The sequence below is a fragment of the Taibaiella koreensis genome (genome assembly GCF_003545715.1).
GTDB lineage: Bacteria > Bacteroidota > Bacteroidia > Chitinophagales > Chitinophagaceae > Taibaiella > Taibaiella koreensis.
The window spans coordinates 389,967-414,893 of the sequence record NZ_QVNU01000005.1 but is presented as its reverse complement, the minus strand read 5'-3'; the positions used below and the strand labels follow the sequence as shown (position 1 = coordinate 414,893).

Sequence of the window (24,927 nt, the reverse complement as noted above, 5' to 3'; positions counted from 1 at the left end):
CTGCAGGTCTGAAATTTCTTTGCTGTTGCGGACGACGCCGACCGGATCTTAATAAGGGCAGGTGGTGGGAAAATGACGCTTTATCACAACCCCGATCAGGTATTTTTAAATACCTTTATTGTCAATGATCCCGGCATTTTTACGAAAGAAGATATTTTCCGTTGCAGTTGCCTGCGGTATGGCGCTGTCTGCCGGCGCCCAGACGGAGGACGCCTCTTATGGCCATTGCAGCCGCTACAAGCAGCAGGCTTCTTCTGTTCCTTATGTCGCCGACCCGCGGGAAGAAACATACGATGTCCGTTATGTCAAGTTGGATGTTGTGCTGGACAATCTTAGTCCGCAGCTCTCCGGTAATGCCTATACCAGGGCCGTGGTCCGCGATGCGCCGCTGGAACATTATGTATTTGAGCTGTCGGACGGTTATACCATCGATTCGTTGCGGCTCAACGGGGCTATGCTACCGGTAGCTACGGCGGGGTCCCTGCGTGAGGTGAGCCTTCCCTCGACTTTGCCTCCGGGCGCGCTCCTGGAAGTTCTTGTTTATTACCATGGACAGCCAGCAGCCGGCGCAGGTTTCTTTTCGGCAGGTATCCGTACCGAAGTATCTCCCGAATGGCACCAGTCGATCACCTATACCTTAAGCGAACCTTACTTTGCCCGCGACTGGTGGCCGGTGAAGCAATCGCTGGCCGACAAGATCGATTCCTCCGATGTATGGATCACCGTACCGGAAAGTCTGAAAGCCGGGAGCAATGGCAAGCTGGAGCAGATCACGGTTTTGCCCGGCGGCCGTTCCCGTTTTGAGTGGAAGAGCCGCTATCCCATCGACTACTACCTGATCTCGGTGGCGGTAGGTCCCTATACCGACTACTCGTACTATATGCATTTCGACGGCAGCACCGATTCGATGCTGGTCCAGAATTATATTTACAGCGATACGGGGGCTTTCACCTCGTATAAGCCCGGCATGGATGCTACGGCGGAAATGGTCCGCTATTTCTCCGGACTCTTTGGCCGTTATCCATTTTGGAAAGAAAAATACGGCCACTGCACTACGCCGCTGGGCGGTGGAATGGAGCACCAGACCATGACCACGCTCAACAATTTCGGCACCTCCCTGGTGGCGCATGAGCTGGGCCACCAATGGTTTGGCGATCATGTGACCTGCGCCTCCTGGGCCGATATCTGGCTTAATGAGGGGATGGCGACTTACCTCGATTATCTCTTCAGGTCGCATGCCGAAGGTGCGGTTTCAGGCGCCGCGATCATGAGTGCCCTGCACGACCAGGCCCGGAGCATTCCGGATGGTTCGGTATACTGTGCCGACACTACCGCTACGGGCAGGATATTCAGCTACCAGCTCAGCTATTGCAAAGGCGCTGTGATAGCCCATACGCTGCGGTATGTTTTTGATAACGATTCCTTGTTCTTCGCTATGCTGAAAGGCTACCAGGAGCAATATGCCTATGGTACTGCCGGTACCGAGCAAATCAAAGCGGTGGCGGCAAGCTTCCTGGGGCGCAACCTGGATACCTTTTTCACACAATGGATCTACGGGCAGGGTTACCCTGTGTACCAGGCGCGCTGGAACCAGGTGGGTGACCAGGTGCTGGTGCACCTGGAACAAGCCGGCTCGGCCCCGGCTTCGGTCGCTTTGTTCCGTACGCCGCTGCCTATAAGAATCTATGGCTCCGGTGGCGATACCATAGTGCGCGCCGATAACAGGCAACCGGCAGAGACCTTTGCCTTTACCTGGAACCGGCCGGTAGACAGCATAGCCCTGGATCCCGAACATCATGTGTTGCTGCGCACCGACAGTATACGCCGCGATCATTCGCTCTTGTCCCTGCAAGGCTTCGATACGAGCTTATACCTGGTCTATCCCAATCCCACGGCCGATTCCTGGCTGCTGGAAGGAATACCTACCGGTTGCCGCCTGGTTTTATATGATATTGCCGGGAAAAGGCTATGGCAGGGTACCAATGGCAACAGCACCGCGATACGGATTGGCGCCGGCACCCTTTCGCGGGGACTTTATTTGCTTAAGGTAAATAATGAGGGGGCTGTAAAGCAAACGTTGAAGCTGCTCCGGCTTTAATACCGTGCCCTGCTCACTGCCTGGTGCCGGTAAAGGTATAATGGATCAGCTTTTCGCCGGGCACAACCGATGAGCCCTCATCGGCCCAGAACTCCATAGTTACCTCGCTGCCATTGAAAAATCCCTTGGAGCCTTTGCTGCGGATATACCGGTTATTGCCCATAAGGGACCGGTCTTTGATCGTGAACACCCTCGGGTCCTTTTCGTCAAGTTGCAGCACCAGGTCGGGCGCCATGCTGAGCTGGCCTATTTCGGGGCCGGCCTGCATTTGCCATTGGGTTGTCGTCTGCTGGCTATCGTCCAGCAGGGAAGTGCCGCGATATAGGCCGTAAAATCTTTCCCGTTCCGGTGAGTGGCAGCCGGGGTATTGCCAGTAGGCCGGACAGGTGTTCTTGGTGCAGGCGCTGAAGGCAACCGCAAGTAGGAGCAGGGCGCCGGTGATGTGTTGTGATTTCATGGTGGGGGGTATTCGTGCTATAGTTCTTTATTGATGGCCGGATGTTAAGTGTTATAAAAAGTAAACGTGCCAGCCCGGTAAAATTATAGACGACATAAAAAAGCCTGCTGTTGGTTCAGCAGACTTAAGTATTCTTTTTTGAGACTAGAACAGCAGGAACGCTTTTCCAAGGTTATTCTCCATCATCAACCTTGGCGCCGGGGAGCCTTTTTTTCAGGAAGGTGATCTGTCCGCGGTGGTTGGATTCATGCTCGCATACATGGAACCATTTCCAATAAGTATTGACCGGTTCTCCGGGTTTAGACCATACAGGATCTTTGGCCAGCAGCCATTTATCGTCTCTTTTCTTGAACTCTTCGAGGGTATGGGCCCGCACCGAACCCAGGAGATCCAGGTAGTACGGGGCGTCTTTGCCTTTGATGCTGGCCCGGCCGTCCTTACCCAGCGACATGGGGGCATGCCATAGTTTGCTTTCTTCGGCGCTGAATTCCTGCCGGCCTTCAAAGGTATTGATCTGGTAGTATTTTTCTACGGCGGCAAGGTGCATTGCCAGAGCGCCTATGGTATTGGCATGGCCGTCATGCAGGTAGTCCAGCTGTTCCATGGTCAACGATTTTACGGCTCTCACAATGGTATCCCGGTTGTAGTTAAGCATCGAAACCAGGGTGCCTATCTGCGGCGTATATCCTTTTAGTGGTCCTATGGTCAGCAGGCCTTCTTCATCATCAGCGGGAACGGGGGCTGCGGCGTGGCCCAGGCGGCCAAGGAAGGTGAGGCCCAGTGTGAGTGCCGCAGAATGTTTCAGGAAGCTTCTGCGATCGCGATGAGGGACTGTTGTGGTCATAACGGGTGTTTTTGGTACCCGGCTAAGGTAGCACATTCAGGCCTTAGGAATTCTTAAAAGAGCAAAGGCCCCGGGAATAATCCGGAGCCTTTGTCTTATATAAGCTTTTATCGAAAGATCGATTAATAACCCATATCCATACCACCTGGCATAGCCGGGGCAGCAGGGCCGCCTTTGGGCTCGGGCTTGTCGGCGATCACACATTCGGTGGTCAGCAACATAGAGGCAATAGAAGCAGCATTTTCCAGGGCTACGCGGCTTACTTTGGTCGGGTCGATCACACCGGCAGCAAACAGCTTTTCAAACTGCTCGGTACGGGCATTGAAGCCGAAGTCGGCTTTGCCTTCCTTGATCTTCTGAACGATGATAGAACCTTCCAGTCCGGCGTTTTCCACGATCGTGCGGAGAGGTGCTTCGAGCGCACGGCGTACGATAGCGATACCGGTCTGCTCGTCGTTGTTGGCGCCTTCAAGCTTGGCCAGGCCATCGATAGCACGGATAAAGGCAGTACCACCACCGGCTACGATACCTTCTTCTACTGCGGCGCGGGTAGCGTGCAGAGCATCGTCAACGCGATCTTTCTTTTCTTTCATTTCCATTTCAGTGGAAGCACCTACATACAGTACCGCTACACCACCGCTCAGCTTAGCCAGGCGCTCCTGCAGCTTTTCGCGATCGTAATCGGAAGTAGTGGTTTCCACCTGGGATTTGATCTGGGTTACGCGGGCATTGATGTCGGCTTTTTTGCCTTTACCACCTACGATAGTGGTGTTGTCTTTGTCGATAGTAATGCTTTCGGCCTGACCGAGATAAGTAAAGTCGGCATTTTCCAGCTTGTAGCCCAGGTCTTCGCTGATTACGGTACCGGCGGTCAATACCGCGATATCCTGCAGCATTTCCTTACGGCGATCGCCAAAGCCGGGAGCCTTAACGGCAGCTACTTTCAGGGAACCGCGCAGCTTGTTCAGTACCAGGGTAGAGAGGGCCTCGCCTTCTACGTCCTCGGCGATGATCAGCAGCGGGCGGCCGCTTTGTACCACTTTTTCCAGGATAGAGATGATATCTTTCATGGTGCTGATCTTTTTGTCAAAGATCAGGATGAAAGGATTCTCCATTTCTACCTGCATTTTTTCTGTATTGGTAATGAAGTAGGGGTTCAGGTAACCGCGGTCAAACTGCATACCTTCTACTACTTCTACTTTGGTATCGGTAGTTTTGGATTCTTCTACAGTGATCACGCCTTCGTTGCCCACTTTAGCCATCGCTTCAGCGATCAGCTTACCGATCTCATTGTCGTTATTGGCAGAAATGGTACCTACCTGCTCTATCTTCTGGTTGTCGTTGCCTACTTTCTGGGCTTGTTTTTTCAGGTTGGCTACTACAGCAGTTACAGCTTTGTCGATACCACGCTTCAGGTCCATAGGGTTGGCGCCTGCGGCAACGTTCTTCAGCCCTTCGGAGATGATAGACTGTGCCAGTACAGTAGCAGTAGTAGTACCGTCACCGGCGATATCGGCCGTTTTGCTGGCCACTTCTTTCACCATTTGAGCACCCATGTTTTCAATGGGATCTTCGAGTTCGATCTCTTTAGCAACGGTAACACCGTCCTTGGTTACAGAAGGAGCGCCGAATTTCTTTTCGATCACTACGTTACGGCCTTTGGGGCCCAGGGTTACTTTGACGGCATCTGCCAGGGTGTCAACGCCTTTCTTCATCCGGTTGCGGGCGTCAATATTAAAAAGGATTTGTTTAGCCATTTTATTTTTATTCAGAATTTAAAAGTAAAAATTCAAAAAATGAGCATCTGAAATGCAGCAAGGGTATCCTTTTGCATTTTTAATTTTCATTTTACGTTATACAATTGCCAGGATATCGCTTTCGCGCATGATGATCAGGTCTTCACCTTCGACAGTGATCTCGGTGCCGGCATATTTGCCATAAAGCACAGTGTCGCCAGCTTTAACGGTTACGGGCTCGTCTTTTTTACCGGGACCTGCTGCCACAACAACGCCGCGCTGGGGTTTTTCTTTAGCAGTATCGGGGATAATGATGCCACCTGCGGTTTTCGTTTCAGCGGCAGCCGGTTTTACGATCACTCGGTCGTGAAGCGGGGTAATGCTAGCTTTCTTAGCCATAAAAAGATTGATTATAGATATTAATTGTTTGGAAATGTATGCTGCGGCTGTAAACCCTACAACCCTGCAACAGAATGGCCCTCCAAAAATGTGCCAACCGGCAAATCTTGCCATTTTTTCAGGAATAACAGCCACTTGTAACGGTTGACAGCCAAAATTGCACAGCGATGCCTGCAGCTGGCAGATAGAAAAACGCTTTTCTTTTTTCTGCCGACAAATTTTTAGTTGAAAAGCACGCATGTGAAAGAAAGGCAGGGGCCCCGGGAGTATAAAAGTATTTTTACACCGAAAAACTGATAAATTATGAAAAAATGCATTTTTATTCTTGCCGCCGCGCTCGTGCTGTTCAGCGCTTGTAGCCAGATGAGCGAAAAGAAGTACAATGATACGGTAGCCAATATGTATACCGCCTATGCTACCAATTTTGCTTCCAAAGTAACAGCGGCAAGCAGCGGTACAGATAAAGAAAAATCCATGTCTGAATTGAAAAGTATTACCAAAAGCACTGACAGTTGTATCAGTGTCATGAATGGCCTAAAACCTTCTGAAGCGGCCAAAGATTTTCACGAAAAAGTGTTAAAGATGTTCCAGATCGTGAAGACAGATTATGTGCCCGCTGCCGAAAAGCTGCTCAATCTGAATGGCAGCCAAGATGTAGAAGCATACAACAAAGCCATCGAAGCTTTTAATGCTGCCGTAAACAAGATTAATACCGGTGAATCCGATGCTCAGACCGCACAGCGGACCTATGCCGCCAAAGTGGGTATAAAGATAAAATAGACGATCATGAGTCCCGTTTGCATGTTGCACATGGGAAATATGCCGATGTTCTCAAAGGGAAACGCTTGCTCCAAGGTACCCGGACACATCTGAGCCGCCCGACAGGGCGGCTTTTTTAAAATGATTTAGACACAAAGATTACCAAGAGAAATAATATTAATTGTTAATTTATGTCATATTTTTGCACATCTTAATCCAAAAATTGCCATGCTATTAAAGTATTTCTCTTTTTTGTTTGCTTGCATTTTGTTCAGCTTCGGAAGTTTTTCGCAACCGCCGCAGTATACGATTAACGGACCGTTGATTGCCGATGGCGGCATTTGCTCTGTTCTAGATACTGCCTCCTTTTCCTGTGCGCTGTTTGCGCTCAACAATCAAAATTTGAATTATTATGTCGATTTCGATTTCGGGGACGGAAGTACAGGCACTTATACCTTTCAGACAAGCAGCTATAATAGCTCCTATATTTTTCAGGGGCAGCATCAGTATGCCGCCAACGGTAGCTATCTTGTCAAAGCTTATGTACGTGATCTTGGAAATGTGTTGCATGATAGTGTACAGCTAAACGTGACTATAGGTAACTGTGTTAAAGCATCAGGTACAGTATTTTATGATTGTATTCAGAATTGCGTCCAAGATGACGCGGAACTAGGATGTGCTAATCGGTATCATAATTTTTTTAATGGTAGCACTAGCCGAAAGGTGTATCTCGATAGCTTGGGGAAGTTTAAACTGCCTGTATATCCGGGCGAGTCTTTATTACCTCAAACGGGAACTTTTGATTTTGCCAATGCTTATGTCGAAACCGCGTGCAACACAATTACACCTATTACAGGCGCGGTTTCCAATTACAGTATCCCCGTTCGTCTGTATAGCGGGCAGAATGTAGCACTGACGATGTTTGGTGATTATATGGATACTATGATTTGTAACGGCTCCCTAGTTGATTTTCCTTTCCACGTCAATTCCGAATCCAACACTTTCGGAAGCTGGCAGGTCAACTTTACGTTCGGTGATGGGGTAACCAGTAATTTTTTTACAACTAACGGCTATCAGAATTTCAGCCATTTATATAACGGCGTTAACGGATTGGTGACTGCAAGAATTTACCTGTACAACGAAAATTACTATGGGCCTTTAATGTCATTACCAAAGACATTAAGTTTCGCGAATTGTCATCCGGTAAGAATCACCGGATTTAGTGATGAAAACAATGATTGTCTAAAGACTCCAGGAGAGTTCCTTTACAATTTGGCAGATAACGCCGACAACTACACGCTATATTCTGTAGCCCGTAACGGCAGCAACCCTTATCAGCAGAACACTGATGGTACCATTACAACTCTGGTATGGCCCGGAGACACAGTATATCGGGATCCGCAATTTGGTTATACTACCCAATACGGTCCCGGCTACTACAACTATTTTGATAATATTGCTGAAGCAGCGGATTGCAGTCCCTCCTACATTACCGACGCTTTGGATAGTGTGGATTTTGCTTATAAAGGCGGGATCGATATCGCATCCCTGGACGTCGATGAGAATCTGAATGGAAGTAGATGCAAGGGCGACACATTGTTACTGGCATTACACACTAAGACGGTTGGCGGTGGCCCCGGCACAGTTTATTCTCTGATCGCTTCCTACAGCGACGGCCAGGTGGATTCTTTTGCTATAGCTCCCCCTATAAATGACACACTCACCTTTTATTTCCAGAAGGTAATCTACACTACTGGCTATAACCTGGAGGGGACTTTCATTGTCAAAAAGTGGGATGATACTTACGCAGATACTTTGCGACAGAATTTCCAGATCAACAATTGTGGTGTAGCAAAAATAAAAGCTTTTTATGATGCGAATAGGAATTGTGTAAGAGATACAGGAGAGGCTTTCATCCAGAATTTCATGGCTGCATGTAGCTATAATCTATACCCTGTTGCCTTGGATAATGAGACTTTGCGTTTCAGTATATCGGCCAGTAACGATACCTTACGCGAAATAGTACTTAGCGCTACGTCTCAATTGGGCAAAGGGTATTATTCTCGTTATTTTACGCCAGGATGTTCCTGGCCTATATTGCAACGCGATACCGGCTATTACGAAATACCGCTTATCGATAGTGTAACTATAGTCGGTGCGGGTCTGACGAACGGCTACAACGTCTTTCCTGAAGTGAGTAATATCCGGCCTTGCGACAGCGTATTTACCCCTACGCTCAAAGGGCATCTCTGGGGCAACCGTAACGAGCAGAATCAATTTTATTTTGCTTATTTCGATGGTATGGGTGGTCAACCGGACACGGTTAGTTTCTTGTTCCCCGATCCCTTTAACTCCATTTCTGCTTACTATTATACCGCGGGGCCGATAACAACTTACAGCTACGGAACCTATTGTCCAGGCTATTGGCTCATCAAAGGTCAAAATGATTCGGCAGTGTATAAATATACCTATACTACTAACCTGATTGTATCCCATTCTTGTGAAGTGCCAAAAGCCAGGCTGTTTACAGATCTTAACGGTAACTGTACCAAGCAAGGCAATGAGACGGCCCTGACCAATATTACAGTAGTGGTAACAGCAAACGGGCAGACCTTTAATGCCGTAACTGATATCAATGGCTATATTTATTTTAATGCAGCTGAAGGGAGCCAGGTGAATATCACGGTTCCCCAGCAACTGACCAATGGCCAGTCCTTAAGTGCAACTTGTATGCCGGCGAGCACTTTGACTTACATGTATAACGCCGCGGGATATATAACGTACAATATTCCTTACCAATGTGCTGTCGGTGCAAGCGACTACAGTATTATTGCAGCTCATAATTACTGGACGCCAGGAAGTATTGATACCGTTTATATTTATCCTCAATATAGCGGGTGCTCATCAGACGCTGCCACCTTATCGCTAAGTCTCGACCCCGCATTAAACTTCTTGGCCTCTTCCTTAGCTGGACAAACGCAAACCGGGCAGGTGCTTACTTGGAGTGTTGCTAATTTGAGTGCGCTGGGAACTGCGCCAATAAAAGTTGCTTTGATGCTCAATTCCAATCCGTCTACAGGCAGTTACCTTTGTAATACTGCAGTAATAATGCCTGTGCAACCCGACTTGAATGCTGTAAATAATACGTTCATTTTGTGTGATAGTGTATACGGAATGGCGGCACCACAGCTAAAAACAGGCGTTACTGATAGTATATACTTGCAAACCGGGCAGCCTGTGGTTTATACAATTTTATTTAAGAATACAAGCACCGCGCCGATGCAGGTAGTTACTGTGTTCGATACTATAAGTCCGCTTCTTGATATAAATACATTGCAGATATTAAGTGCCTCTCATAATTATACTATTGTACCGATGGCAGGAAATGTTCTGAAATTTACTTTTTCAGGTTCTCCTGGTGTCATTGCTCCCGGTGTTTCGGGCATGATACGTTTTTCATTAATGCCTGCTGGTGCTATAACGCCTGGTACTGTTATCCTTAATAAAGCGGATATTATTTATAATTACCTGGGTTTTTTTGCTACTAACTTTACAAGCAACAGTGCACGGTCTGTGCCGTTGCGAGTAACATTGATTGACATATCGGCGCATAATGAAGGGACTGTAAACAAAATAAGCTGGCGTACGGCAAATGAATCGGCAGCCGATTATTTCGAGCTGGAGAGAAGCGCTGACGGAAAAATATTTACCTACCTAACCACAGTTAGCGCAAAAAAAAGGCCTTCAGATTACCAATATGTTGACAAATTGCCATGGCAAGGGATTAGTTATTATCGATTGAAGATGTTGGGTGCAGATCATAGCATTGGCTATTCAAAAACGGTGACAGCATTAGTAGGTCCAGCCAGAGAATTTGCCTTAACAGTTTATCCGAATCCTACCAGGCAGTATTTTACGCTGAAAACCTCTGGGAACCATGGAGATGGTGCTGAGATTATCATTTATGATGTAGCCGGGAGGCAACTGGTAAGACTTCAACCGGTAGCTCAGGAAATGACAATAAACATGAGCCATTTTGCAAATGGGCTTTATCTGATTAAGTACATAGATACCTTACAGACCAAAACAATTAAGGTTAGAAAAGAATAAAAATTGATAATATGCAAGTGCAACGCTGCGCGACGGAATAGAGCTTGTGTTGTCTTGATACCCAAGACGCAGTACATTAAGCCTGCGTCTTTATATGTAAAACCTCTGGCTTGCCGGTAGTGCCAGGTTACCAGCACGGAATGCCATCTATAGGTAAAACCTGTAATATAGACGTGTAGCCCTCTTGCAGCATTTCGCTTATCTTTGCGCGCATTAAACAAGAACCATGCTTTCCAACGATATTTTGCTCAAAGCTTACCGCCTCATGATGACCGCAAGGGCGATGGCTGATATTTATGAAAATAACCGGCCGGTCTGTAAATATGTACACTCCACTTCCAGGGGGCATGAAGCGATACAGCTGGCCACGGGTTTTCTGCTGAAGCCATACGATTACGTCAGCCCTTACTATCGCGACGAAAGCCTGATGCTGGGTATGGGCTGGCGGCCTTATGAAATGATGCTGCAGCTGCTGGCTAAGGAAGAAGACCCCTTTACCGGGGGACGCGCTTACTACAATCACCCCAATAGCCGCAGGGACAATCTACCGCAGATCATTCACCAGAGCAGTGCTACCGGTATGCAGGTGATCCCCACCACAGGCGTGGCGCAGGGTATCGCCTATATTGAATCGCAGCAGCTGAAGGAATTTCCGCAACCGCCGGTGGTGGTATGCTCGCTGGGCGATGGCAGTGTGACCGAAGGCGAGGTAAGCGAAGCCTTCCAGTTTGCCGTGCTGAAGGAGCTACCGGTAATCTATCTCGTGCAGGATAACGACTGGGGTATCTCGGTGAGCAGCGACGAGGCACGTACTATGGATGCTTACGAGTATGCCGCCGGCTTCAAGGGCCTGGAGCGGGTAAGGATCGATGGCAGCGACTTCGAAGCCTCGTACAATGGTATGCAGCAGGCCATCGACTGGGTAAGAAAGGAGCGGAAACCCATACTGGTGCATGCCAAAGTGCCCCTGCTGGGTCACCATACTTCGGGCGTACGTAAAGAATGGTACCGTACCGAAGAAGATCTGGCCAAGCACTATAAAGATGATCCGGGACCGAAGCTGAGAGTGGTGCTGCTGAGCCGCGGCTTAAGTGAAGCCGAGCTGGATAAGATAGAAGAAGAGGAAAAGGCATTTATACAAAGGGAATTTGAGATGGCCATGGCAGCGCCCGATCCTGATCCGGCTACCGTGTCCGATCATGTATTTGCGCCTACGCCGGTTACTGAAGAAAAAGGAAACCGTAGCCCGGCAGGCAAGGAGCGGACCGTGATGGTAGATGCTGCACTGCATGCGGTGGAAGAGATATTACGGAAATACCCCGAGGCCCTGTTCTTCGGACAGGACGTAGGACGCAGGCTGGGTGGGGTGTTCCGTGAAGCAGCCACCCTTGCCGATAAATTTGGTGATGCGCGTGTGTTCAATACCGCAATCCAGGAAGCATACATTATTGGTTCTACAGTAGGCCTGAGCGCACTGGGCCTGAAGTCGATCGTGGAAGTGCAGTTTGCCGATTATATCTATCCCGGTCTGAACCAGTTGGTGACCGAGATCAGCAAATCCTGCTACCTGAGCTGCGGTAAGTTCCCGGTCAACATGATCGTAAGGGTACCGATAGGTGCTTATGGCGGTGGCGGACCCTATCACAGCGGTAGCGTGGAAAGCACACTGGCCACCATCAAAGGGATTAAGATTGCCTATCCTTCCAATGCAGCCGATATGAAAGGCCTTATGAAAGCGGCCTTCCTCGATCCCAATCCCGTAGTGATGCTGGAGCATAAGGGACTTTACTGGAGCAAGGTGCCCGGTACCGATGAGGCCCGCACCGTAGAGCCCGATGAAGATTATGTGTTGCCTTTCGGCAAAGGAAATGTGGTGCTGGCGGCCGATGAAGAACAGATGGCTAACGGTAATTCGCTTTGCATCATTACTTATGGCATGGGGGTGTATTGGGCCAAGGCGGCGGCCAGGCATTTCCCGGGAAGTGTAGAGATTGTTGATCTGCGTACACTGTACCCGCTCGACGAAGCGCTGGTATATGAGGCTGTGACCCGCCACGGTAAATGCATCGTGCTCACCGAAGAGCAGCTCAATAACTCTTTCTGCGAAGCGCTTTCGGGCAAGATAGCGCAACATTGTTTCCGTAACCTGGATGCGCCGGTACAAACAATAGGCGCGCTAAACCTGCCTGCTGTGCCTATGAATACCGGCCTTGAAGCGGCTATGCTGCCCAATGCCGATAAGGTGAAGGAGAAAATAGCGTGGCTGCTGAATTATTAAATACCTATAGTAACATCATAAAGCAATAAGCCCCGGTCGCCAGACCGGGGCTTATTGCTTGCATATATTGATGCCAGATCTATTCCTGCGGGCATCTAAGGTATTGCAGGCGTTGCCAGCGCCACAGGTCAGCTTTTCCGGTGTCGTAGAGCAGATATTGTATCAATAGGGATCTTTCCGGCAAACAAAAGCCTGCGCACATGCGCAGGCTTTTGGACAGGTAGGCGAGACCTGTATACGCTTTATCTTTCGATCACGATCTTTTTCACCACGGAAGCGCCGCCGCTGCTCATCCGCATCAGGTAAATACCGGCGGGCAGTCTGGTCTCGCAAGGTACTTTTGTCATGCTGCCCAAGCAGCTTACCTGCCGGCCCCATACTTTTTGACCCACAGCATTGGATAGCTCCAGGTCAACTTTTCCGTTGAAACCCTGCATCTGTACTGTAAAGCTGCCGTTGTTGGGATTGGGATAGACCAGCACATCTTTGTTCAGGTCGATCTCGGGCACGCTAAGACCAAATACTACAGTGAAAGCATAGAAGACCTGCACGCCGAAATCGGCATTGAAGCTTTTGAGCTGTGTGCCTGTGCGACCGTCGACTAGCGATAGGCTGCCTTGTCCCTGTCCCGGGTTGGCCCACCAGGAGAGACCATCGTTGCCGGCATCGTCGAGCACCAGTGTATAGCAATCCCAGGGTAGGGTGAGGGTATCGAGGTAGGTGGTATTGGCCGCGAGCCCGCTGCGCTCCAGTACTACATTGCCTTGGCTGTTGCGGATACGCAGGGTGTTTTCCTGTGGCGAAGCGTTGGTGGCGAATTTGATCACAACCTTATCGTTGGGCAATATATCCGGTATGTTAAAAGCAGCTGTTGCTTCATCGTTGCCGGCGTATTCGTCGGTACCACCGTTGGCCCCGGCTATGCGGGCAATGAACCGGTTGCTCTGGTCGCCGCTCCAGAAGGGGAGCCCGCTCACCGGCAAATCTACTTTGGCCGTATCCAGGAACTTAAGATTACCGGTCCAGTTAAGGGTTTCTTCTGTGCCGCCCGATACCTTGTATTTGATCACAGCCGAAGTCAGCGGATTTTTACCGGCGTTGCGGATAATTACCTGCGGTGTGTGACAGATGGGATTGATGCGGGACAGCGCAAAGGCATCGCTGGGTTTCAGGATATCGTATAGCTCGGCATCGTTGTTCCTGCCGGGTGTTTTGTATTCGATTACCTGCAGGCCCACATCATAGACGCCGTTGCCTGTGTTGGCATTGCCGGCCGGGATGGGAGAAATCGCATAGTCCAGGTTGATCGATCCGCCGGAGGCATAGGCGCTCACGTTGTAGTCGTGACCGGTAATGATATCGCCGGGACACCAGCCTTCGCGGTCGTATACCCAGGTACCGCCTTGCGGATAAATGGGGTTAAGCCCGCAATCAACACGCTGGATACGGAACGGATGAATGACCTGGCCATTGGCTTTGTAAAAATGGTCGTTGTACATGAATTCGCAACAGCCATTGGGAAAGCCAGGGCCGCTGTTCTCGGCGCCGCCATGACCGGTAATATAAGACCTGAACTTTACCTGGTCGGTACTGGCGTCCAATGGTATGGAAAGCGGGCGCAGCGCGGTATCTGCCGCAAGCGCAGCATATCTGTACTGGTTCCAGCCCTTGCCCCAAGGTTGGTCGATCCGGTTAACGACTGCCGGGGGATCACCCTTGATAAAGGCAAATTTTACGTCCTGTATTTCCTGTGTACCACCTACTTCAAGGTCTACCGTATCCTGTAACAAGGAATAATAGTCGGTAACATCGTGAATACGGGTACGGCCACCGCCCAGGTCCAGCTGCTTGCCGTATGGCGATATGCTGCGGCCGATCTCATACTTCACCGTATTGCTGTACCAGGTCTTGGTGCGATTCACGAACATCGAATCCAGCGCATTGGGGATGGAGTCGACAAGGGCGCCGTTCTGGTAAACATAAGTATAGGCATGTGTCCATACATGACGCTTTTTTGTGATCAGGCCGGGATTGGCAGGATCATTGTCATTGATAACATAGCTCCCATCCGGGTTTTCATAAAAACGGACGAAAGTCGGCTGGTTATAAACGGTATCGCTGACCGGCACAGAATCCCGGTGTGATGTATAGGTATTGCGTTCGAAAACGATCTGCGGCCGCCAGCTCAGCTTTTGGGCGCCATAATAGCTATCTTTTGCCTTGATCCTTTTCCACCACAGGTTACCGTTCACAGCACCCGAAGCTTGCAGGGACGAAGATTGGTCATGCACGCTGTCAATAATACCGGTATTGATACGGTAATCTGCCTTCAGGTGGCTGTACTCGGGGTGGGCGGCTGTAATATCCTGACCTACCCAATTGCGTATGTCGGCTGCCGAAAGCGCCTTATCCCATATACGGAGGTGCGAGAACTGCCCCAGGTAATAGTAACCGCCCTCCCGCGACTCTCCCATGAAGAAATCGCCTGCAGTTGCCGTATTGAGTCCGATGCGCCGCTTCAGGTACACCTGGCTGCCGTTCATATAAAATTTGAAGGTGTCGTTGGCATAGGTAACCGTAAGGTGCTTCCATACTTTCTTGGTATTGGGACCCGAGAAGCTTGCATCGTTGGTACCCCATAGGTTAAGCCTGTAGTTGTTGTCGGGGCTCGTAGTGCGCATGGTAAAATCTGCACTGTTGGTGCCGCGCAGACCGGCGCTGAAGAGCGTGCCCTCGGGTGCTATAAAGGAATCCACGTTCATCCACAGGTCGTAGGTGCGGGGCGCCGTGCCCGCAAACATATTGAGCGAGGCGGGGAAACGGATGTTGCCACCTGTAGTACCATAAGAGCCCATAGCATAGTCGGTAACCGTGCTGAACAGTCCCGAAGAAGCGGTGGTTGTTTCGCCAAGGAGAGGATTAGCGGCTGCCGCTGCGTTATTTTCAAAAGAAATATCCACCAGGATGTTGGAAGTACCGTTCCACACAAAAGCGTTGCTGAACTGGAAGTTGTTCATCCCCGCAGTGGTGATCGTTCTGTGATAGTTGTATACCGTTTGCAAGGTGTCGTTTTCCATGGCCGGCACGGTAAAACCGTCGGCTGGGAGCTGTTTCATGCGGATCACCACATTGTTCAGGACCGCAGTGCTATTTTGAAAATTCAGGCGGATGCCGGTAATATTACCTGCTGTGAGGCCGGCTGTATTTAGCTCGCCGGCTTTCCAGATGAACTGGCTACGCTCGTGGCCGGCTGCCAGGTTAAAAGGATGGGGCATAGCCACGCCCGACCCGCCAAGCGTATAGCTGTTGCTGCTGCTGAGGTTGTCGATCACCGTATTGTAAAGAAAAGAGCGGTAAATGTCGTACTGCGCCTGCGGCTGGTAATGCAACGTGTCTACATTGCTACGGCCGTCTACTGTAAAATAACGTTGCTGCATCAGGGTTGAGTCCAGCTTCCCGCGATGGTCGTAAATGCTGTTGAAGTAGATATAGTCCCACTCGCCGCAGGCATAGTTGCCGTCGCCCGACTTGTCGGGATAACATTTGATGTTGAAAAACATCAGGATCTTCCGGTAGCTTTCATCGGCTGTGGGAAAGTAGAATTTTGCCCTGCGTGTCCACAGGGAATCGAAGGTATAGGTCTGTACCCATGTCGTGTCCTGGGCTTTTACCTGCATAGATGGCGCCAGAAAAAAGATTCCGGCTGCCAGCAGGAAATAGTTGAGTTGCTTCATCGTTGGTTGTTTGTCCGTCGTTAATGGGCCTTAGAAAAATGGTGAACCATCGAATTTAAAAAAATTAAATGATGTAAAAGCAAAAACAGCACCTACATAAAGGTGCTGCTTTGCAATTCAACGATAATTCTTTACCGGTATTACCAACCCAGAAGCCAGGCAAAGATCAGCGGCGCTACAATAGTCGCATCACTTTCGACCACAAACTTAGGGGTGTGGATATCCAGCTTGCCCCAGGTGATCTTCTCGTTGGGCACCGCTCCGGAATAAGAACCGTAAGAGGTGGTAGAGTCGGAGATCTGGCAGAAGTAAGACCAGAAAGGCACATCATGCCATTCCAGGTCCTGGTACATCATAGGCACCACGCAAATGGGGAAGTCGCCCGCGATACCACCGCCGATCTGGAAAAAGCCCAGTCCCTTGCCGGTGCTCATCTCGCGGTACAGCTCCGTGAGCCATACCATGTACTCGATGCCGCTTTTTACGGTGCTGGCTTTTAATTCGCCCTTGATCACATAGCTGGCAAAGATGTTGCCAGTAGTGCTGTCTTCCCAGCCTGGTACTACAATGGGAATATTTTTTTCTGCGGCAGCCAGGATCCAGCTGTCCTTGGGATCGATCTCGTAGTATTGCTCCAGGTCGCCGCTCCGGACCACCTGGTACAGGAACTCGTGTGGGAAATAGCGCTCTCCTTTGGCCTCGGCATCTTTCCAGGCCTGCTCGAGGTGCTTTTGCAGGCGGCGGAAAGCTTCCTCTTCAGGAATGCAGGTATCGGTTACACGGTTATAATGGTTTTCCAGCAGATCCCACTCATCCTGGGGGGTAAGATCGCGGTAGTTGGGCACTCTTTTATAATGGGAGTGAGCGACCAGGTTCATCACATCCTCTTCCAGGTTGGCGCCGGTGCAGGAGATCAGGTGGATCTTGTCCTGGCGTATCATTTCGGCAAGCGAGATACCGAGCTCGGCGGTGCTCATAGCGCCAGCCAGCGAGACCAGCATTTTGCCGCCCTCCGCCAGGTGCGTTTCATAGCCTTTCGCGGCGTCCATCAGGGCAGCCGCATTAAAATGACGGTAATGATGTTGTATGAATTGTGAAACCGGGCCTTTACTCATATCGTTGTATTTATTGTTTAAAGGATGATTTGTTTTAGCGCTGCAAAAGTAAGCTTTTCGGGGGAGGTACACGGAATCCGGGCACAAAAAACAGCAGGTGATCCGGTTCCGGCCATAAAAAAAGTTGCCGGGACAAACCCGGCAACTTCATTATCGATACCGTTGCCGGTCAATATTATTTTACCATTGCTTTGATCGAGCCAAACTCGGCGCCGTTTGTGATACGGATCACGTACATGCCGGCTTGCAGACCAGTGTTAGACAGGGTGTATACACCGCGACCGCTGTTTACTTTCAGCGCCTGGCTGTATACTTTACGGCCGGTCATATCGAAAACCTGGGCAGTTACGTCAGCTGCTTTCTCCAGGGAGATGCCCAGCTGGATCGCGTTGGCAGTAGCATCACCCAGCACTTGCAGGGCCAGCTGTCCGCGGTTGGTTCCGAAGATACCCACTGTTTTGTTCTGTACTTTGATATCGTCATAAGTCAGCTCATAAGCACCGTCTGTACCGCAGTTGTACGTAAAGGCAATGTAGAAGGGGCTGCTCTTATAAGGCGTAAGATCGATACCGGCTACCTGCTCCCAGGTATCTGCAGTAGGCGTGGTGCCCATAGCGGGTACGGTCAATGTAGTCCAGATGGCGCTGTTGGGGTTGGTGCCAGCCACGTAGTTGGTAGAGATCTTCACGGTACGGGTTACATTGCCGTCAAAATGACGGTATTGCCACAGGCTCAGCTCGGGTGAGGTAAGCGCAGAAAAATCGAAAGGCGCTTTGGAGATCAGCCAGTCATCGTTTGCTTCAGATATACCGGTAGCAGAACCGCCGTTGATATAAACCGAGAAGGTATCGGCAGTACCATGGTAGTTGCGGGTAGAGCATCTCCAGGTTTTGGTACCGGCAACGCTATATTGAACAAATACACCCATGGCAGGGAAGTTGCAAGAAGCAAAGGTCTCGTTCAGGCTGGTCATCGCAGCAGGTCCTGTAGTGTCTACAGTAGAGAAGGTCCATGCTGTAGCGCCGGTAATCGCTTCGTTGGGCAGGGTTCCACCGGTTTTGGTGACAGCACCGGCATCCATATTCACGAAATAGTTGGTATTGTTTTCCAGCGCCATACCGGTGATGGTAACAGACGAATCGGTATTAGCCGTAGCAGCAGTAGTCACATTAAAGGTGGCCACTGGTGCGCTGGGAGCAGATGCTTTGTACAGCCGTACGTTACCCGTGCCGATCGCTACAGGGTTGTCGTATTTGATATGCAGGGTATTGGTGCTCAGGGGAACGCCGGTTCCTGTAGGCGTTTTGGATACCACCTGGATATTGGTAGCAGTAGCAGCGCCGGTCCAGGTAAGGGTGTAATCGTCGATACCTGTAGTGGTCCTGTTGCTCGCGCCAGTACTATTGTTCAACGTTACGATACGGATATATACCGGACCGGATTGGTTATCCAGTGCAGTGCCGAAATTCACGGTAACGGCATGGTTGGCATAGGTGTTGCCGCCTGTAGTCATTGTACCGGTAGTGGTAGCCGGAGTGAATGTAGTAGGGCTGCTGCCGAAGCCATAATCCACTTTCCAGGTAGTTACCCTGGCCGAAGTAGAATCCAGGGACTGCAATTTGAAAGAAAGATTGAAGGCGGTCAGACCAGTAGTATTCGCGATCTGCAATACAAAAGCAGCGCCGGAATCAGAATTGGGGAAACTGGCGCTGGTAGCGCCAACCTGCCTTACAGAAAGTGCACGGTTGGTTTCAGAAGCCTGCAAAGCAGTTGTACCAGAAGCGTAATAGGTAAAAGGGGTAGCAGATGCAGCATTCCGGAAACCGCCGGAAAAGTTAGCCCACTCTGTCGCAGCGCCGACAGTGCCGGTATATTTAGTGGCGGTAACGTCAGTGCCCAGTATGGTAGCCGTTGCGCCGGTACGTACGGTCCAACCTACAGGCAGGCCGCTGGCAATACTATTAAAATCCTGTGTATAGCTGGCTCCGGTCAGGCTCAGCTGGGCATTCGCGTCCGTTCCCAATACAGCTGTCAGCGTCAGCGCTGCCAGGCCTGTAGCCAATGTTCTCTTGTTCAATAGTGATGATCTCATACACACCGTTTTTGTAAATTTGATTATATTATAAAAATAAGTTGGGCAAAATTAGAGATTCCCCCAAAGCCACACAAGCATGCGGGTAAATTTCATATACAGTTAATGTACATGGTTATGTATTTTTTGTAATAATGCGTTATTGCTTAACTATAACATGCTTTCCGATCCAGCGATCATTTCCTTATTTTTGCGCAGCTAAAAAGCAACAAGAAGCACTATGGCAGAAGAAAAAGTAATGGTGGAATATAATGAAGATAGTATCCGGTCGCTCGACTGGCGCGAGCATATACGCCTGCGCCCGGGTATGTACATAGGCAAGCTGGGCGATGGCAGCAGCATGGACGATGGTATCTATGTATTGCTGAAAGAAGTGGTGGACAACTGTATCGATGAGTACACCATGGGTTTTGGCAAGCAGGTCGAGATCACGGTAGCCGAAGGCTCGGTGCTGATAAGGGACTATGGCCGGGGTATTCCGCTGGGAAAAGTGGTCGATGTGGTGAGCAAGATCAATACCGGCGCCAAATACGACAGCAAGGCCTTCCAGAAGTCGGTGGGTCTTAACGGCGTGGGTACAAAAGCCGTGAATGCGCTCAGCAGCAGCTTCAGGGTGACCTCTTATCGCGATGGCAGGGCCAAGACGGCCGAGTTCGAAAAAGGACAGCTGAAGAAGGAGCATAAAGAAGTCGCGACGAGTGAGCCGAACGGTACCGAGGTGAGCTTTACACCCGATGATTCCGTGTTTAAGAATTACCACTTCATCCAGGACTATAACATCAACCAGATATGGAATTATTGCTACCTCAATGCAGGGCTGGCAATCTATTTCAATGGTAAAAAATACCTGTCGAAGAATGGCTTGCTCGATCTGCTTACTAATAAGACCAATGCCGAAGAGATCCGCTATCCGATCATTCATCTGAAAGGAGAAGATATCGAGCTGGCGCTTACCCATACCGGCGATTACGGCGAAGAGATCTATTCCTTTGTAAACGGGCAGCACACGACCCAGGGCGGTACACACCAGGCGGCTTTCCGCGAGGCTTTCGTGAAAACGATCAGGGATTTTTATAAAAAAGATTACGATGCCGCCGATATACGGCAGAGTATATGCGCCGCGATCTCGGTAAGGGTACAGGAGCCCGTATTTGAATCGCAGACAAAGACCAAGTTGGGCTCGCTTACCACTTATGAGAACGGGCCTTCGATGAAGAGCTTCGTACTGGATTTCCTGTCCAAGGAACTGGACAATTACCTGCATAAGAATGCCGCAGTAGCTGAAGCGCTTAAAAAGCGCATCGAGCAAAGCGAGCGGGAACGCAAAGAGCTGTCTGGTATTCGTAAGCTGGCCAATGAAAGAGCCAAGAAAGCCAACCTGCACAACAAGAAGCTGCGCGATTGCCGCATTCACCTTAACGATGAGCCTCCTGCCAGAAACAAGGAAGTGTTCCAGCAGCGCCAGCTCGAATCGACGATCTTTATCACCGAAGGCGACTCGGCCAGCGGTTCCATCACCAAGACCCGCAATGTAGAATCACAAGGAGTATTCAGCCTCAGGGGTAAGCCACTCAATTGCTTTGGCCTTACCAAAAAGGTGGTGTATGAGAACGAAGAGTTCAACCTGCTACAACATGCGCTCAATATTGAGGAGGGCCTGGAAGGTCTGCGGTACAACAATATCGTGATCGCGACCGATGCCGATGTGGATGGTATGCACATCCGCCTGCTCATTATGACCTTCTTCCTGCAATTCTTTCCCGACCTGGTGCGCAACGGGCATATTTATATCCTGGAAACGCCTTTGTTCCGGGTACGCAACAAGCAAAAGACCATTTACTGCTACAACGAGGAAGAGAAGCAGAAGGCCGTGGCCGAGCTGGGCAACCGTCCTGAAATTACCCGGTTTAAAGGATTGGGTGAGATATCGCCCGATGAATTCGGCCAGTTCATAGGCGAAGACATGCGCCGGGAGCCGGTGCTGCTGACCAAGGATGCGCACATCCAGAAGCTGCTCCAGGAATTTATGGGTAAAAATACCCCCGAGCGCCAGAAATTTATTATTGAAAACCTGATCGTGGAAAAGGACCTGGCAGAAGAAGCCGCAGCCTGATCGACATAATGTATTATGCAAACAGACCGCAGGGCGGTCTGTTTGCTTTTTTTGAACCTATATATGTTGCACCGGATCACGCCTGGCATAGTTCTGGTATTCCTGTTGGGAATGGTAGCCTTATGCCTTTCGCTGTTCTTTTACCGGCAGGCGGGCCGCAGTCGCCGGCTGGGCGATCCCTTTGAGCAAAAGGCCACAGCCGCTTTCTTTACGCTGTTGCTGGCGGTGGTATTGTTTCTGGGATCCCTGTTCCTGCTGGCGCTGCAACTGCCGCACTAAAGCAACAGAAGCTGTCTCTTACGCTTGCTTGCGCAAACACAGGAGCCAGCCTCTGCGCATTCTTTTAATTGGTAGGCGGGCAGGCTGTCGTTTCGCAAATGGCGGGCGCACAAGAGCGGGTTATCAGACAGGCCTGCTGGCAGGTAACGATCTGCGTAGCGCCACCTACTACTTCATGTTGCGTTTCTGTAGCCAGGAGCGTTAGACGTTGTTTTCTGATCGCTAATTTCGGGCCAAGCGCCAGTTTCGTTTTTTTCATAATTTTTTTTGAGTGGCTCCTTTCTCTTAATCGCCGTAAGGAGTTGTCAGCGTCGGGCACAAGGGTTAAAGGGGATGATCAAAGGCATCTTCTATAAGTAACCACAGGGTAAATGTGGGCAAAGATTATTGCCCCACCACCGCTTTGTGCGTAAAGGAGAAGGCACCTAATTCAAGTCATACTAACAAACTGTACGAATGCTTCCCCCCGTCGTTGTGGTAAGGCAAGAGGTTCCTGTGACAGGGCAGTTACATACAGTAGGCGTCACAGAGCAGCCGGGACCTATTGTACTTCCTCCTGCCAGTGCTTGCTGCGCTCCTGCTGTAAGCGCTCCGATCTGTTCTTTCCTAATGAATAATTTTTGGCCGAGTACTAACTGTTTCTTTTTCATAAAAATTGGTTTGAGTAATTTCCTTGTCTTGACCGCCATAGGAATATTTCAGCGTTGTTGGCATGGCTTCGATAAAAGTATTTAGAAACATTTCCTGATCGGGGTTACTGAAATAATACTTTTCGGGAAATCCGTTGCCCGTTGGTGGTGATATGTATCATATAGAGGCCTTTGGGATAGCGGCTGAGATCTATGGTACAGCGTGTATCATTTCCTATGCTCATTACCGGCACCAGTTTGTTGCCCTGTGCGTCGTATAAAGTAATACCGGCAGTTTTTATGTCCGGCATCTCGATAGTGAATAATCCTTTGCTGGGATTGGGATACAGGGAAAAGCCTGTTGCCTCCCGCATTTCTTTGACCATATGTTGATCAGAGCCATTGTTTGTAGGGGATATATCGTCCGGATCAGCGGCTGGTTTGGCGCTGAAACTGAAGTATTGTCGGGAGCAAGTTTTTGCATTGGGCAATGGAAAATCAGAATCCCACCAATTGGTTCCGTTCCATTGGAAATTGTGAATTTTATTGTCCGTTGCGATATAAAAAAGCTTCCCACCCATGTATAGCAGGTCGCCGGCAACATTTAAATTGTTGCCCAACTGGCCGTCCGCATAAGTGCTGCTTCCGGGACTCACAGGGTAAACATTACGCACTTTGCCATCGGATCCCTTATAAAATATCTTGTCGGTCATATTGTCAAAGGCGATGAAACCATTAACGTCGTAGGCTGTATTCGGTGCATAAACTGATTCTACCCAGCCATTGTTCCATTGCATATAGTGGATTTTGTAGTCCGTCGCCCTGAAGTATACCCTGTTGTTACGGAAAATGACCTCTCCGCTGCAGCCGGAGGTAATAATCTCACCAAGCTTTGGCGAGCTATAGCCACCTGTAAGGTCATAAATGTTGAACAGCCGGTTATCCTTGGTTCTGAAGAAAATATTGCCTTCCGTTGCCGGATCCAGTGCCAGGTTGCCTGCGATTTGTATACCCGGCCATCCGGGAGGCACGATTGCCGCTACATTCCAGAAGCTGCCCGACTGGTAACCTCTGTAAACTTTATTATCGACGCCAATATAAAATATACCGTCGGACCGCCACAAAATATTGCTTCTGACATCTGTAGTTGTGGGAACGGAGCTAATGAACCAGCTGTTATTCAAAAAGATAAGGAAGTAAAGCTTGCCGGTTGTTGTTTTGAAAAAGACCCTGGTGCCCAGATCGTTTGCGGCCAACCAGCCCTCTACCTGGATATTGCCCCAGCCGCCTGAGGGATTAATAGCAGTATAGACCCATTGTGTGCCGTCCCAATGCTGGCTATGCAGTTTCTGATCTGTACCCACATAAACAATCCTGGTATCCGACATGGCGATCAGGTTGTGCCTGCTGGTATCAGAAAGCTGTGCAGCCGTAACTACAGCTGTGGCAGAGCTGACATTAGCAGCCTTAGCCGCGACAGTAACATTGCCTCCATAAGTTCCGTTGGGCGTAGCTACGATCGTGTTGGTAGTGGAGTTACCGGTCCAGCCGGCCGGGAGCGTCCACTCGTAACTGGTTGCACCCGGAACTGGTGTTGTGGTATAAGTAATCGGATTTGCCGAAGCGCAAAACCCTTGTCCCGAGGCTGTCACCTGTGGCCGGGCCAGTTGCGTTTTCAAATTCATGCTCAGTGTATTACCCGGTACGCAGGCGGTGCCACAATCGACGAAACACTGGATAGTAAAACTGCCATTGCCGCTTATGGGCGGCGGATAGAAATTGACAGTGGATGAAGTACTTGATCCAATAATACAATTGGAACAACCTGGTATGCTCCATTGATAGGTGCAGTTGCCCGGACAGGGATTGTAACAAGATACTACAGATTGAACGCCGGCCTCAACCAATTGATTTGGATATGTCAACAGGTATGGTTTCAGGTGTAACACAACACGCTCTGTTAGATGAACATTGTTTACATCGTCATAATTCACAGTAAGAACGGTAGCGCAAATATTATCGTATGGGAAAACCCAAACGCTGGCCATATTGGTGACCGACTGAAAGTAAGCTCCTCCGTACATCGACCATTGAATATTATGGGCACCGGGGAATACAAGGGTAAACATGGAAGGCGCATTCTTGGTAAGACAGGTATCGCCTTGTATAGCTGCCTTGCCACTGACCGTAAGCAACAGAGCAGCGATTAAAGAAATAATTCGGGATAGTGACATAGTATTTAGATTGGTTGTAGAAAGAATAGTAACCGGTACCGATCCCGGTA

The 24,927-nt window shown here is 49.7% G+C and carries 16 protein-coding genes; 6 read left to right on the top strand and 10 right to left on the bottom strand.

From position 1 onward, the window contains the following. The first annotated feature begins 124 nt into the window (after positions 1 to 124). Positions 125 to 2,098 carry a M1 family aminopeptidase gene (locus tag DZK30_RS18085; RefSeq protein ID WP_118975566.1) on the top strand — a complete coding sequence of 658 codons (1,974 nt, stop codon included), beginning with the start codon at positions 125 to 127 and terminating at the stop codon, positions 2,096 to 2,098. A gap of 13 nt (positions 2,099 to 2,111) precedes the next feature. Here DZK30_RS18085 and DZK30_RS18080 read toward each other — a convergent pair whose 3' ends face one another. The 4 genes from DZK30_RS18080 to DZK30_RS18065 all read right to left on the bottom strand — a co-directional run bounded on the left by DZK30_RS18080 (position 2,112) and on the right by DZK30_RS18065 (position 5,534). Continuing rightward, positions 2,112 to 2,555: a hypothetical protein gene (locus DZK30_RS18080; protein WP_118975565.1), complete on the bottom strand. Its 444-nt coding sequence runs from the start codon at positions 2,553 to 2,555 to the stop codon at positions 2,112 to 2,114. A 172-nt stretch (positions 2,556 to 2,727) separates the two neighbouring features. After that, positions 2,728 to 3,399, bottom strand: coding sequence for a DinB family protein (locus DZK30_RS18075; RefSeq protein ID WP_205529485.1), 672 nt, complete (start codon positions 3,397 to 3,399; stop codon positions 2,728 to 2,730). Positions 3,400 to 3,521: 122 nt separating this feature from the next. Continuing rightward, the gene (gene groL / locus DZK30_RS18070; RefSeq protein ID WP_118975564.1) at positions 3,522 to 5,156 is read right to left on the bottom strand and encodes a chaperonin GroEL; all 1,635 of its coding nucleotides are present in this window, start codon (positions 5,154 to 5,156) and stop codon (positions 3,522 to 3,524) included. A gap of 96 nt (positions 5,157 to 5,252) precedes the next feature. After that, positions 5,253 to 5,534 (bottom strand): co-chaperone GroES, encoded by a 282-nt coding sequence (locus tag DZK30_RS18065; protein WP_118975563.1) that lies wholly within the window; start codon positions 5,532 to 5,534, stop codon positions 5,253 to 5,255. A gap of 303 nt (positions 5,535 to 5,837) precedes the next feature. Here DZK30_RS18065 and DZK30_RS18060 point away from each other — a divergent pair, with 303 nt between their 5' ends. The 3 genes from DZK30_RS18060 to DZK30_RS18050 all read left to right on the top strand — a co-directional run bounded on the left by DZK30_RS18060 (position 5,838) and on the right by DZK30_RS18050 (position 12,681). Continuing rightward, positions 5,838 to 6,314, top strand: coding sequence for a hypothetical protein (locus DZK30_RS18060; protein WP_118975562.1), 477 nt, complete (start codon positions 5,838 to 5,840; stop codon positions 6,312 to 6,314). 207 nt (positions 6,315 to 6,521) lie between these two features. Further along, on the top strand, positions 6,522 to 10,403 hold the full coding sequence (locus DZK30_RS18055) for a T9SS type A sorting domain-containing protein (RefSeq protein ID WP_118975561.1): 3,882 nt from the start codon (positions 6,522 to 6,524) through the stop codon (positions 10,401 to 10,403). A 226-nt stretch (positions 10,404 to 10,629) separates the two neighbouring features. After that, positions 10,630 to 12,681: an alpha-ketoacid dehydrogenase subunit alpha/beta gene (locus tag DZK30_RS18050; RefSeq protein WP_118975560.1), complete on the top strand. Its 2,052-nt coding sequence runs from the start codon at positions 10,630 to 10,632 to the stop codon at positions 12,679 to 12,681. 242 nt (positions 12,682 to 12,923) lie between these two features. Here the strand turns inward: DZK30_RS18050 and DZK30_RS18045 are convergent, their stop codons facing one another. The 3 genes from DZK30_RS18045 to DZK30_RS18035 form a co-directional block, all read right to left on the bottom strand. Continuing rightward, the gene (locus DZK30_RS18045; protein WP_118975559.1) at positions 12,924 to 16,415 is read right to left on the bottom strand and encodes a LamG-like jellyroll fold domain-containing protein; all 3,492 of its coding nucleotides are present in this window, start codon (positions 16,413 to 16,415) and stop codon (positions 12,924 to 12,926) included. Between the two features lie 140 nt (positions 16,416 to 16,555). Next, positions 16,556 to 17,530: a deoxyhypusine synthase family protein gene (locus DZK30_RS18040; protein ID WP_118975641.1), complete on the bottom strand. Its 975-nt coding sequence runs from the start codon at positions 17,528 to 17,530 to the stop codon at positions 16,556 to 16,558. Positions 17,531 to 17,705: 175 nt separating this feature from the next. Further along, positions 17,706 to 19,622 carry a T9SS type A sorting domain-containing protein gene (locus DZK30_RS18035; RefSeq protein WP_118975558.1) on the bottom strand — a complete coding sequence of 639 codons (1,917 nt, stop codon included), beginning with the start codon at positions 19,620 to 19,622 and terminating at the stop codon, positions 17,706 to 17,708. 220 nt (positions 19,623 to 19,842) lie between these two features. Between DZK30_RS18035 and DZK30_RS18030 the strand changes: the two genes are divergently transcribed. Beyond that, positions 19,843 to 21,735 (top strand): DNA topoisomerase IV subunit B, encoded by a 1,893-nt coding sequence (locus DZK30_RS18030; RefSeq protein WP_118975557.1) that lies wholly within the window; start codon positions 19,843 to 19,845, stop codon positions 21,733 to 21,735. Between the two features lie 63 nt (positions 21,736 to 21,798). After that, the gene (locus tag DZK30_RS18025) at positions 21,799 to 22,014 is read left to right on the top strand and encodes a hypothetical protein (protein ID WP_118975556.1); all 216 of its coding nucleotides are present in this window, start codon (positions 21,799 to 21,801) and stop codon (positions 22,012 to 22,014) included. A 64-nt stretch (positions 22,015 to 22,078) separates the two neighbouring features. Here the strand turns inward: DZK30_RS18025 and DZK30_RS25965 are convergent, their stop codons facing one another. The 3 genes from DZK30_RS25965 to DZK30_RS18020 all read right to left on the bottom strand — a co-directional run bounded on the left by DZK30_RS25965 (position 22,079) and on the right by DZK30_RS18020 (position 24,877). After that, positions 22,079 to 22,273 (bottom strand): class I lanthipeptide, encoded by a 195-nt coding sequence (locus DZK30_RS25965; protein WP_162903212.1) that lies wholly within the window; start codon positions 22,271 to 22,273, stop codon positions 22,079 to 22,081. A 181-nt stretch (positions 22,274 to 22,454) separates the two neighbouring features. Beyond that, on the bottom strand, positions 22,455 to 22,664 hold the full coding sequence (locus tag DZK30_RS26610; RefSeq protein WP_205529484.1) for a class I lanthipeptide: 210 nt from the start codon (positions 22,662 to 22,664) through the stop codon (positions 22,455 to 22,457). Between the two features lie 104 nt (positions 22,665 to 22,768). Further along, positions 22,769 to 24,877, bottom strand: coding sequence for a T9SS type A sorting domain-containing protein (locus DZK30_RS18020; RefSeq protein ID WP_162903211.1), 2,109 nt, complete (start codon positions 24,875 to 24,877; stop codon positions 22,769 to 22,771). Between the last annotated feature and the right edge of the window lie 50 nt (positions 24,878 to 24,927).

What these genes read in the sequence shown, in the direction of transcription:
- DZK30_RS18080 (WP_118975565.1), bottom strand. Translation starts at nt 2,555, where the DNA reads ATGAAATCACAACACATCACCGGCGCCCTGCTCCTACTTGCGGTTGCC.
- DZK30_RS18045 (WP_118975559.1), bottom strand. Translation starts at nt 16,415, where the DNA reads ATGAAGCAACTCAACTATTTCCTGCTGGCAGCCGGAATCTTTTTTCTG.
- DZK30_RS18060 (WP_118975562.1), top strand. Translation starts at nt 5,838, where the DNA reads ATGAAAAAATGCATTTTTATTCTTGCCGCCGCGCTCGTGCTGTTCAGC.
- DZK30_RS18075 (WP_205529485.1), bottom strand. Translation starts at nt 3,399, where the DNA reads ATGACCACAACAGTCCCTCATCGCGATCGCAGAAGCTTCCTGAAACAT.
- DZK30_RS18025 (WP_118975556.1), top strand. Translation starts at nt 21,799, where the DNA reads ATGTTGCACCGGATCACGCCTGGCATAGTTCTGGTATTCCTGTTGGGA.
- DZK30_RS18055 (WP_118975561.1), top strand. Translation starts at nt 6,522, where the DNA reads ATGCTATTAAAGTATTTCTCTTTTTTGTTTGCTTGCATTTTGTTCAGC.
- DZK30_RS18085 (WP_118975566.1), top strand. Translation starts at nt 125, where the DNA reads ATGATCCCGGCATTTTTACGAAAGAAGATATTTTCCGTTGCAGTTGCC.
- DZK30_RS18050 (WP_118975560.1), top strand. Translation starts at nt 10,630, where the DNA reads ATGCTTTCCAACGATATTTTGCTCAAAGCTTACCGCCTCATGATGACC.
- DZK30_RS18035 (WP_118975558.1), bottom strand. Translation starts at nt 19,622, where the DNA reads ATGAGATCATCACTATTGAACAAGAGAACATTGGCTACAGGCCTGGCA.
- DZK30_RS25965 (WP_162903212.1), bottom strand. Translation starts at nt 22,273, where the DNA reads ATGAAAAAAACGAAACTGGCGCTTGGCCCGAAATTAGCGATCAGAAAA.
- DZK30_RS18040 (WP_118975641.1), bottom strand. Translation starts at nt 17,530, where the DNA reads ATGAGTAAAGGCCCGGTTTCACAATTCATACAACATCATTACCGTCAT.
- groL (WP_118975564.1), bottom strand. Translation starts at nt 5,156, where the DNA reads ATGGCTAAACAAATCCTTTTTAATATTGACGCCCGCAACCGGATGAAG.
- DZK30_RS18030 (WP_118975557.1), top strand. Translation starts at nt 19,843, where the DNA reads ATGGCAGAAGAAAAAGTAATGGTGGAATATAATGAAGATAGTATCCGG.
- DZK30_RS18020 (WP_162903211.1), bottom strand. Translation starts at nt 24,877, where the DNA reads ATGTCACTATCCCGAATTATTTCTTTAATCGCTGCTCTGTTGCTTACG.
- DZK30_RS26610 (WP_205529484.1), bottom strand. Translation starts at nt 22,664, where the DNA reads ATGAAAAAGAAACAGTTAGTACTCGGCCAAAAATTATTCATTAGGAAA.
- DZK30_RS18065 (WP_118975563.1), bottom strand. Translation starts at nt 5,534, where the DNA reads ATGGCTAAGAAAGCTAGCATTACCCCGCTTCACGACCGAGTGATCGTA.